This is a genomic window from Pseudomonas sp. K2I15, from assembly GCF_002204795.1.
In the GTDB taxonomy this organism is placed as follows: domain Bacteria; phylum Pseudomonadota; class Gammaproteobacteria; order Pseudomonadales; family Pseudomonadaceae; genus Aquipseudomonas.
The window spans coordinates 1-9,544 of the sequence record NZ_NIXO01000105.1; the positions used below are offsets into that span (position 1 = coordinate 1).

Consider the following 9,544-nt stretch of genomic DNA (forward strand, 5'->3'; position numbering starts at 1 on the left):
GGCTTGCTCGCGAAAGCGGTGGGTCAGTTAATACATCAGGTGACTGAACCACCGCCTTCGCGAGCAAGCCCGCTCCCACATTTTGATCTCCATCCGCTCCAAGGCATACTTGCCCCCTCTCGCAAGCCAGAACCAAAAACCGCCCCATGCGTATCCACGTCAGCTTCATCGACCGCGTCGGCATCACCCAGGAAGTCCTGGCCTTGCTCGGTGGGCGCAATCTCAACCTGGATGCGGTGGAAATGGTTCCGCCCAACGTCTACATCGACGCCCCGACCCTGAGCGCCGAGGTGCTGGAAGAACTGCGCGATGCGCTGTTCAGCGTGCGCGGCGTGCAAGCCGTAACGGTGGTCGACATCCTCCCCGGCCAGCGCCAGCATCTGCAACTCGACGCCCTGCTGGCGGCCATGACCGACCCGGTGTTGGCCCTGGACAGCGCCGGCAAGATCCTGCTGGCCAACCCGGCCTTGATCGCGCTGTATGGCCGCGAGCCCGCCGGGGAAAGCATCAACGAACTGTTCGATGACCCAACGCTGCTGGCCACCTTGCTGGAACACGGCTTTCGCCTGGCCCTGCGGGAAATCAGCGTCAACGGCCAGACCTTGCTGCTGGACGCCACGCCGATCACCGACGCCGGCGCCCTGCTGACCCTGTACCAACCCAACCGCATCGGCGAACAACTGTCGGCGCTGCACCATGACCATGCCGAAGGTTTCGATGCGCTGCTGGGCGAGTCCCCGGCGATTCGCACCCTCAAGGCGCGGGCGCAACGGGTGGCGGCGCTGGATGCACCGTTGTTGATCCAGGGCGAGACCGGCACCGGCAAGGAGTTGGTCGCCCGCGCCTGCCACGCCATCAGCGCCCGCCACAGTGCGCCGTTCCTGGCCTTGAACTGCGCGGCGCTGCCGGAGAACCTGGCCGAAAGCGAGCTGTTCGGCTACGCCCCCGGCGCCTTTACCGGCGCCCAGCGCGGCGGCAAGCCGGGGCTGATGGAACTGGCGAACCAGGGCACGGTGTTCCTCGACGAGATCGGCGAAATGTCGCCGTATTTGCAGGCCAAGTTGCTGCGGTTTCTGAATGACGGCAGCTTCCGCCGGGTGGGCGGCGACCGTGAGGTGAAGGTCAACGTACGGATCCTCAGCGCCACCCACCGCGACCTGGAAAAGATGGTCAGCGAAGGCACCTTCCGCGAAGACCTGTTCTATCGCCTCAATGTGCTGAACGTCGAAGTGCCGCCCCTGCGCGAGCGCGGCCAGGACATCCTGCTGCTGGCTCGCTACTTCATGCAGCAAGCTTGCGCGCAGATCCAGCGCCCGGTCTGCCGCCTGGCGCCGGGCACCTACCCTGCTCTGTTGGGCAACCGCTGGCCGGGCAACGTGCGGCAGTTGCAGAACGTGATCTTCCGCGCCGCCGCCATTTGCGAAAGCAGCCTGGTGGACATTGGCGACCTGGACATTGCCGGCACCTCGGTTGCGCGCCAGAGCGACGGGGAAATCGACAGCCTGGAGCAGGCGGTGGAAGACTTCGAGCGCACGTTACTGGAGAAGCTATACGTCAGCTATCCGTCCACACGGCAACTGGCCAGCCGCCTGCAAACCTCCCACACCGCCATCGCCCATCGCCTGCGCAAGTACGGTATTCCCAACAAGCCCTGAGATCGCCTCCTCCCCCTGTAGGAGCGAGCTTGCTCGCGAAAAACTCAAGCACACCGCGTTCATCCAGGTTCCCCGCGTCATCGTTAGCGACCTTCGCGAGCAAGCTCGCTCCTACAGAGGGGGCATTGCAGTCAAAAGCGACCTCCACCTGTACTGAAAGCGCTACAGCGGAACGATATCGATACACACGTGCTCAGCCGTCGCCATGCAAGGCTTTGATCCTCATAGGCTTTTTTTCGCCCTCCAGGCTGTAGCGATATCGCTACAGTCACAGTTCAAGCCCCGCCAACCAAAATCAACAACCAATTGATTTATAAAGATAAAAAAACATTGGCCGCGATTTTGCTAAGCAACTCCCCATTATTCCAATCCCGTCCACCAGACGAATCTGGCCCTGAGGAGTTTCCATGAGCGAGTTGCGCTTTACTGAAGATCACGAATGGCTGCGCGCCGAAGCCAACGGCAGCGTGACCGTGGGCATTACCGCTTTCGCGCAGAACGCGCTGGGTGATGTGGTTTTCGTGCAACTGCCTGAGCTGCAGTCCTACACCAAGGGCGCAGAAGCCTCCACCGTTGAATCGGTCAAGGCAGCCAGCGGCGTGTACATGCCGCTGGACGGCGAAGTCCTCGAAGTCAATGACAAACTGGACGGCAGCCCTGAGCTGGTCAACGAAGACCCGATGGGCGAAGGCTGGTTCTTCCGCTTTAAACCGGCTGATGCCGATGCAGTAGCTAAGCTGTTGGATCAGGATGCGTACGACCGCCTGATCAAAGCCAACGCTGAAGCCTGAGGAGCGCGCCATGACCGTTAATATCACTACCGCCAACGAATTCATCGCCCGCCACATCGGCCCGCGCCAGGACGACGAGCAACAAATGCTCGCCACCCTGGGCTTTGATTCCCTGGAAGCCTTGAGCGCCAGCGTAATCCCGGAAAGCATCAAGGGCACTTCCGTGCTGGGCCTGAGCGACGGCCTGAGCGAAGCCGACGCACTGGCCTCGATCAAGGCCATCGCCGCCAAGAACGAGCTGTTCAAGACCTACATCGGCCAGGGCTACTACAACTGCCACACGCCGTCGCCGATCCTGCGCAACCTGCTGGAAAACCCGGCCTGGTACACCGCCTACACGCCTTACCAGCCTGAGATTTCCCAGGGCCGCCTGGAGTCGCTGCTGAACTTCCAGACGCTGATCAGCGACCTCACCGGCCTGCCGATCGCCAACGCCTCGCTGCTGGACGAAGCCACTGCCGCTGCCGAAGCCATGACCTTCTGCAAACGCCTGAGCAAGAACAAAAGCAGTAACGCGTTCTTCGCCTCGGTCCACAGCCACCCGCAAACCCTCGACGTGCTGCGCACCCGTGCCGAGCCGCTGGGCATTGACGTGGTGGTGGGCGACGAGCGTGAACTGACCGACGTCAGCGTCTTCTTCGGCGCCCTGCTGCAATACCCGGCGAGCAACGGTGACGTGTTCGACTACCGCGAACTGACCGAGCGCTTCCACGCCGCCAACGCGCTGGTAGCCGTGGCCGCCGACCTGCTGGCCCTGACCCTGCTGACCCCGCCGGGCGAGTTCGGCGCCGACGTGGCCATCGGCAGCGCACAACGCTTTGGCGTACCGCTGGGCTTCGGTGGCCCGCACGCGGCGTACTTCTCCACCAAGGATGCGTTCAAGCGTGACATGCCAGGCCGTCTGGTGGGTGTGTCGGTCGACCGCTTCGGCAAGCCGGCCCTGCGCCTGGCCATGCAGACCCGCGAGCAACATATCCGCCGCGAGAAGGCCACCAGCAACATCTGCACCGCCCAAGTGCTGTTGGCCAACATCGCTAGCATGTACGCCGTGTACCACGGCCCTAAGGGCCTGACCCAGATCGCCAACCGCATTCATCACCTGACCGCGATCTTCGCCAAAGGCTTGAACGCATTGGGCCTGGCGGTTGAACAAGCCAACTTCTTCGACACCCTGACCATTAAAACCGGCGCGCAAACCGCCGCCCTGCACGACCAGGCTCGCGCCCAGCGCATCAACCTGCGTGTGGTCGACGCCGAGCGTCTGGGCCTGTCGGTGGACGAAACCACCTCGCAAGCCGATATCGAAACCCTGTGGAGCGTGTTTGCCGGTGGCAAAGCCCTGCCGGACTTCGCCGCACTGGCTGCCAGCGTGGAGAGCACCCTGCCGGCCGCGCTGCTGCGTCAGTCGCCGATCCTCAGCCACCCGGTGTTCAACCGTTATCACTCCGAAACCGAACTGATGCGCTACCTGCGCAAGCTGGCCGACAAGGACCTGGCCCTGGATCGCACCATGATCCCGCTGGGTTCGTGCACCATGAAACTCAACGCCGCCAGCGAAATGATCCCGGTGACCTGGGCTGAATTCGGTGCCCTGCACCCGTTCGCCCCCGCCTCGCAAAGCGCCGGCTACCAGCAACTGACCAGCGAACTGGAAGCCATGCTCTGCGCGGCCACCGGTTACGACGCGATCTCCCTGCAACCGAACGCCGGTTCCCAGGGCGAGTACGCAGGCCTGCTGGCCATCCGCGCCTATCACCAGAGCCGTGGCGAAGAACGTCGCGACATCTGCCTGATCCCGTCGTCGGCCCACGGCACCAACCCGGCCACCGCCAACATGGCCGGCATGCGTGTTGTGGTCACCGCGTGCGATGCACGCGGTAACGTCGACATCGAAGACCTGCGTGCCAAGGCCATCGAGCACCGCGAACACCTCGCTGCGCTGATGATCACCTACCCGTCCACCCACGGCGTGTTCGAAGAAGGCATCCGCGAAATCTGCGGGATCATTCACGACAACGGCGGCCAGGTGTACATCGACGGCGCCAACATGAACGCGATGGTCGGCCTCTGCGCCCCAGGCAAGTTCGGCGGCGACGTGTCCCACCTGAACCTGCACAAGACCTTCTGCATTCCCCACGGCGGTGGCGGCCCGGGCGTTGGCCCGATTGGCGTCAAATCCCACCTCACGCCGTTCCTGCCGGGCCATGCCGCGATGGAACGCAAGGAAGGCGCGGTGTGTGCCGCACCATTCGGCAGCGCGAGCATCCTGCCGATCACCTGGATGTACATCAGCATGATGGGCGGCGCGGGCCTCAAGCGCGCCTCGCAGTTGGCGATCCTGAATGCCAACTACATTTCCCGTCGCCTGGAAGAGCACTACCCCGTGCTGTACACCGGCAGCAATGGCCTGGTGGCCCACGAATGCATCCTGGACCTGCGCCCGTTGAAAGACAGCAGCGGCATCAGCGTGGATGACGTGGCCAAGCGTCTGATCGACTTTGGTTTCCACGCCCCGACCATGTCGTTCCCGGTGGCCGGCACCTTGATGATCGAACCGACCGAAAGCGAATCCAAGGAAGAACTGGACCGCTTCTGCGACGCGATGATCGCCATCCGCGAGGAGATTCGCGCGGTGGAAAATGGCTCGCTGGACAAGGACGACAACCCGCTGAAGAACGCGCCACACACGGCTGCGGAACTGGTTGGCGAATGGAGCCACCCCTACAGCCGCGAGCAAGCGGTGTACCCGGTTGCGTCGCTGATCGAAGCCAAGTACTGGCCGCCGGTTGGCCGGGTCGACAACGTGTTTGGCGATCGCAATTTGGTGTGCGCGTGCCCGTCGATCGAAAGCTACGCCTGACCTGAGGATGCACTCGGTCAAAAATGTGGGAGCAGGCTTGCTCGCGAATGCGGTGGATCAGTCACTGGATATATCAACTGACACTCCGCTTTCGCGAGCAAGCCCGCTCCCACATTTGACCGAGTACACCCGATAAATAATAAGAAACCGGAGAACAACCATGTCTTTAAGCGTGTTCGACCTGTTCAAGATTGGCATCGGCCCCTCAAGCTCCCACACCGTAGGCCCGATGCGCGCTGCCGCCCGATTCGCCGAAGGCCTGAAGCGCGACAACCTGCTGGGCGCCACCACCTGCGTCAAGGTGGAACTCTATGGGTCCCTCGGCGCCACCGGCAAAGGCCACGGCAGCGACAAGGCCGTATTACTGGGCCTGGAAGGCGAACACCCGGACACCGTGAACACTGAAACCGTCGCCGCCCGCTTGTTGGAAATTCGCGGCAACGCACGCTTGAACCTGCTCGGCGAACACAGCATTGCGTTCAACGAGAAAGAACACCTGGCGATGATTCGCAAACCCCTGCCCTATCATCCCAATGGCATGATCTTCCGCGCGTTCGACGCCGCCGGCCTGCAGATTCGCAGCCGCGAGTACTACTCGGTAGGCGGCGGGTTTGTGGTGGATGAAGACGCCGCCGGGCACGACCGGATCGTCGAAGACGCCACGCCCCTGACCTTCCCGTTCAAAAGTGCCAAGGACTTGCTCGGCCATTGCACCACCTATGGGCTGTCCATCAGCCAGGTGATGCTGACCAATGAAAGCGCCTGGCGCCCGGAAGCGGAGACCCGCGCCGGCCTGCTGAACATCTGGCAAGTGATGCAGGATTGCGTGGACGCGGGCTGTCGCAACGAAGGCATTTTGCCGGGCGGCCTGAAGGTCAAACGGCGCGCCGCCGCGTTGCATCGCCAGCTGTGCAAAAACCCGGAATCGGCGCTGCGCGACCCGTTGTCGGTGCTGGACTGGGTCAACCTGTACGCCCTGGCGGTCAACGAAGAAAACGCCAATGGCGGGCGCGTAGTGACGGCGCCCACCAACGGTGCAGCCGGGATAGTGCCGGCGGTGCTGCACTACTACATGCGCTTTATCCCGGGTGCCAGCGAAGACGGCGTGGTGCGTTTCCTGCTCACCGCCGCGGCCATCGGGATTCTGTACAAGGAAAATGCCTCGATCTCCGGCGCCGAAGTCGGCTGCCAGGGTGAAGTCGGCGTGGCCTGCTCCATGGCCGCTGGCGCCTTGTGCGAGGTGTTGGGCGGTACGGTTTCACAGGTGGAAAACGCCGCCGAGATCGGCATGGAACACAACCTGGGTCTTACCTGCGACCCCATCGGCGGGCTGGTGCAGGTGCCCTGCATCGAGCGCAACGCCATGGGTTCGGTCAAGGCCATCAATGCGGTGCGCATGGCGCTGCGCGGCGACGGGCAACACTTCGTCTCCCTCGACAAGGTCATCCGCACCATGCGCCAGACCGGCGCCGACATGAAAAGCAAATACAAGGAAACCGCCCGTGGCGGTTTGGCGGTCAACATTATCGAGTGCTGACGCCCACAAGCGCGTCCGCACGTTTTTCAGGAGCTGAATATGTCCACCGAAACCCTGTTGAAAACCCCGTTGCACGCCCTGCACATCGAACTGGGCGCGCGCATGGTGCCGTTCGCCGGCTACGACATGCCAGTGCAATACCCGCTGGGCGTGATGAAGGAACACCTGCATACCCGTGAACAGGCCGGGTTGTTCGATGTGTCGCACATGGGCCAGATCCGCCTGACCGGCGCGGGTGCCGCCAAGGCCCTGGAAAGCCTGGTGCCGGTAGACATCATCGACCTGCCAGTGGGCATGCAACGCTACGCGATGTTCACCAACGAGCAAGGCGGCATCCTGGATGACCTGATGGTCGCCAACCTGGGCAACGACGAACTGTTCCTGGTGGTCAACGCCGCCTGCAAGGACCAGGACCTGGCCCACCTGCGCCAGCACATCGGTGACCAGTGCACGATTGAGCCGCTGTTCGAGGAACGTGCCCTGCTGGCCCTGCAAGGCCCGGCCGCCGTCAGCGTGCTGGCGCGCCTGGCACCGGAGGTCAAGCACATGACCTTCATGCAATTCGCGCCGACCCGCCTGTTGGGCGTGGACTGCTACGTCAGCCGCTCGGGCTACACCGGCGAAGACGGTTTCGAAATCTCGGTACCGGCCGCCAGTGCCGAAGCCCTGGCCCGCAGCCTGCTGGCCGAAACCGAAGTGCAGGCCATCGGCCTGGGCGCCCGCGACTCCCTGCGCCTGGAAGCCGGCCTGTGCCTCTACGGCCACGACATGAACACCGAGACCACGCCGATCGAAGCAAGCCTGCTGTGGGCAATCTCCAAGGCCCGTCGTGCCGATGGGGCGCGTGCCGGTGGCTTCCCGGGCGCCGACGCGATCTTCACCCAGCAACAAACCGGTGTGAGCCGCAAACGCGTGGGCCTGTTGCCGCAAGAGCGCACGCCGGTACGTGAAGGCGCCGAGATCGTCGACGAACACGGCACTGTGATCGGTAGCGTGTGCAGCGGCGGTTTTGGCCCGAGCCTGGGCGGCCCGCTGGCCATGGGTTACCTGGACAGCGCATTCATCGCACTGGATACCGAAGTGTCTGCCTTGGTACGTGGGAAAAAGGTGCCACTTCGTGTAAGTAAAATGCCATTCGTGCCACAACGTTACTACCGTGGTTGATAGGCTGTTCCTATAAGTAACGCGGTTGCGTTAACGTGCACTAATCTGTAACGCAACCGCCACATTAAAGTGCACTATCGATAGACAATGTTATGTTCAGTCACCTATAACAAGTGATGAACTCTATCGAATATACGGGTTCCACATTGTTGACCGAAGTGTCATGAAGCCGAGTAAAACCTGGGCTTTTGCCGGGGCTTGTTTTTTCTGTCTTAGTTGGCGTAGAGTTTGCCCACTGTGTTTGCATGGGTCGCTTTGAACCTGGACCTGGGCAGTAGCCAAAGTTTGCTACAACCCGTTCGACGTCTCTTACTTTCCTGCAACCCAGCCCAGTACTCTTTCATGTGAAAGGGGCTGTCATTAATTTTTTGCGTCAAGGAAATAAGAAATGTCGAATCGTCAGAGCGGTACCGTCAAGTGGTTCAACGACGAAAAAGGGTTTGGTTTTATCACTCCAGAAAGCGGTCCGGATCTGTTCGTCCATTTCCGCGCTATTCAGGGCAACGGCTTTAAAAGCCTGAAAGAAGGCCAGAAAGTGACCTTCGTTTCTGTTCAGGGCCAAAAAGGTCTACAGGCAGACGAAGTACAAGCAGAAGGCTGATCCTTGCTGCGACAAAAAGCCCCTGATATGACATCAGGGGCTTTTTTATGAGCGTTATTCCGTAAAATGGCTTTTTTCCTGCCGAGAGCCATGCCATGTCGAAACACCTGCTGAGCCCCCAAGGCGAGTTTCCCGCCGTAGGCCTGGGCCGTCGTCTGGCAGCGATGTTCTATGACTTCTTGTTGTGCACCGCCCTTCTGATCGTCACGGCTTTTATCTACAAGCTGGTGTGGATGGGGTTTGTCGGGGAGGCCAAGCTGCGGGCACTTTCTGAATCTGGCGCGCTGGATGGTGATCCGCTGTTGTCGACGATTTTGTTTTTTGTGTTGTTTGGTTTTTTTGCCAAGTTTTGGACGTATTCGGGGCAGACGCTGGGGATGCAGGTTTGGGGGGTGCGGGTGCAGAACGCTGATGGGTCGCGGATTAGTTTGTGGCAGGCGTTGTTGCGGTTTGTGGTGTCGATCGCTTCTTGGTTGTGTGTAGGGCTGGGGTTTATCTGGGCGTTGTTTGATAAGCAGAAGCGTGGGTGGCATGACATTTATTCGGATACGCGGTTGGTGCGGATTCCGAAGAGAAAGAAGTAGATTTTGGGGCATATCCGTTGCTGCGGTCAGGGCTGCTATTGGTTCCGCTCTTACAGCGGGTCACTTTTGAAAAGAGCCCAAAAGTAACCAAAAGGCTCTTGCCCCACCACTCGGCACCTCGCTTAGGCTCGGTGTGCCCTCTCTCCGGTAGTGCTGCGCGGGCCGCCGCGACGGGGCGTCCCTGCCCCGTCGCGGCTAAACCGGCGTCCTGCCGGTTTACCCGCTCCGTACTACCTGCGTTCGGCCAGCGTGGTTTAACGGGGCGCCTAAGATCAAGATCAAGATCAAAAGCAAGAGCACAGCGGCCTACAGGCCGGCTTGAGTGGTGTAGAGCAAAAGCAAAATCAAAAGC

The 9,544-nt window shown here is 61.3% G+C and carries 7 protein-coding genes; all 7 read left to right on the top strand.

Annotated elements, in window-relative coordinates; translation table 11 throughout:
- The first annotated feature begins 146 nt into the window (after positions 1–146).
- The 7 genes from CEC48_RS29860 (at position 147) to CEC48_RS29895 (ending at position 9,192) form a co-directional block, all read left to right on the top strand.
- Complete coding sequence (locus tag CEC48_RS29860) at positions 147–1,655, top strand: sigma-54-dependent transcriptional regulator (protein WP_088427104.1); 1,509 nt, start codon at positions 147–149, stop codon at positions 1,653–1,655.
- A gap of 407 nt (positions 1,656–2,062) precedes the next feature.
- Entirely contained in the window at positions 2,063–2,446 is a 384-nt protein-coding gene (gene gcvH, locus CEC48_RS29870; protein ID WP_088427106.1) for a glycine cleavage system protein GcvH, read from the top strand.
- Positions 2,447–2,456: 10 nt separating this feature from the next.
- Complete coding sequence (gcvP, locus tag CEC48_RS29875) at positions 2,457–5,306, top strand: aminomethyl-transferring glycine dehydrogenase (RefSeq protein WP_088427107.1); 2,850 nt, start codon at positions 2,457–2,459, stop codon at positions 5,304–5,306.
- A 160-nt stretch (positions 5,307–5,466) separates the two neighbouring features.
- Positions 5,467–6,843, top strand: coding sequence for an L-serine ammonia-lyase (locus CEC48_RS29880; RefSeq protein WP_088427108.1), 1,377 nt, complete (start codon positions 5,467–5,469; stop codon positions 6,841–6,843).
- Positions 6,844–6,882: 39 nt separating this feature from the next.
- A complete protein-coding gene (gene gcvT, locus CEC48_RS29885; protein ID WP_088427109.1) occupies positions 6,883–8,007 on the top strand; it encodes a glycine cleavage system aminomethyltransferase GcvT in 1,125 nt (374 codons plus the stop codon).
- A 388-nt stretch (positions 8,008–8,395) separates the two neighbouring features.
- Positions 8,396–8,608, top strand: a complete 213-nt coding sequence (locus CEC48_RS29890) for a cold-shock protein (RefSeq protein ID WP_071484370.1) — start codon at positions 8,396–8,398, stop codon at positions 8,606–8,608.
- Positions 8,609–8,703: 95 nt separating this feature from the next.
- The gene (locus CEC48_RS29895) at positions 8,704–9,192 is read left to right on the top strand and encodes an RDD family protein (protein ID WP_088427110.1); all 489 of its coding nucleotides are present in this window, start codon (positions 8,704–8,706) and stop codon (positions 9,190–9,192) included.
- Positions 9,193–9,544 lie beyond the last annotated feature (352 nt).

Excerpts from the sequence above, each read along its gene's own strand:
- gcvH (WP_088427106.1), top strand. The coding sequence starts at position 2,063 with ATGAGCGAGTTGCGCTTTACTGAAGATCACGAATGGCTGCGCGCCGAA.
- CEC48_RS29860 (WP_088427104.1), top strand. The coding sequence starts at position 147 with ATGCGTATCCACGTCAGCTTCATCGACCGCGTCGGCATCACCCAGGAA.
- CEC48_RS29890 (WP_071484370.1), top strand. The coding sequence starts at position 8,396 with ATGTCGAATCGTCAGAGCGGTACCGTCAAGTGGTTCAACGACGAAAAA.
- gcvT (WP_088427109.1), top strand. The coding sequence starts at position 6,883 with ATGTCCACCGAAACCCTGTTGAAAACCCCGTTGCACGCCCTGCACATC.
- CEC48_RS29895 (WP_088427110.1), top strand. The coding sequence starts at position 8,704 with ATGTCGAAACACCTGCTGAGCCCCCAAGGCGAGTTTCCCGCCGTAGGC.
- CEC48_RS29880 (WP_088427108.1), top strand. The coding sequence starts at position 5,467 with ATGTCTTTAAGCGTGTTCGACCTGTTCAAGATTGGCATCGGCCCCTCA.
- gcvP (WP_088427107.1), top strand. The coding sequence starts at position 2,457 with ATGACCGTTAATATCACTACCGCCAACGAATTCATCGCCCGCCACATC.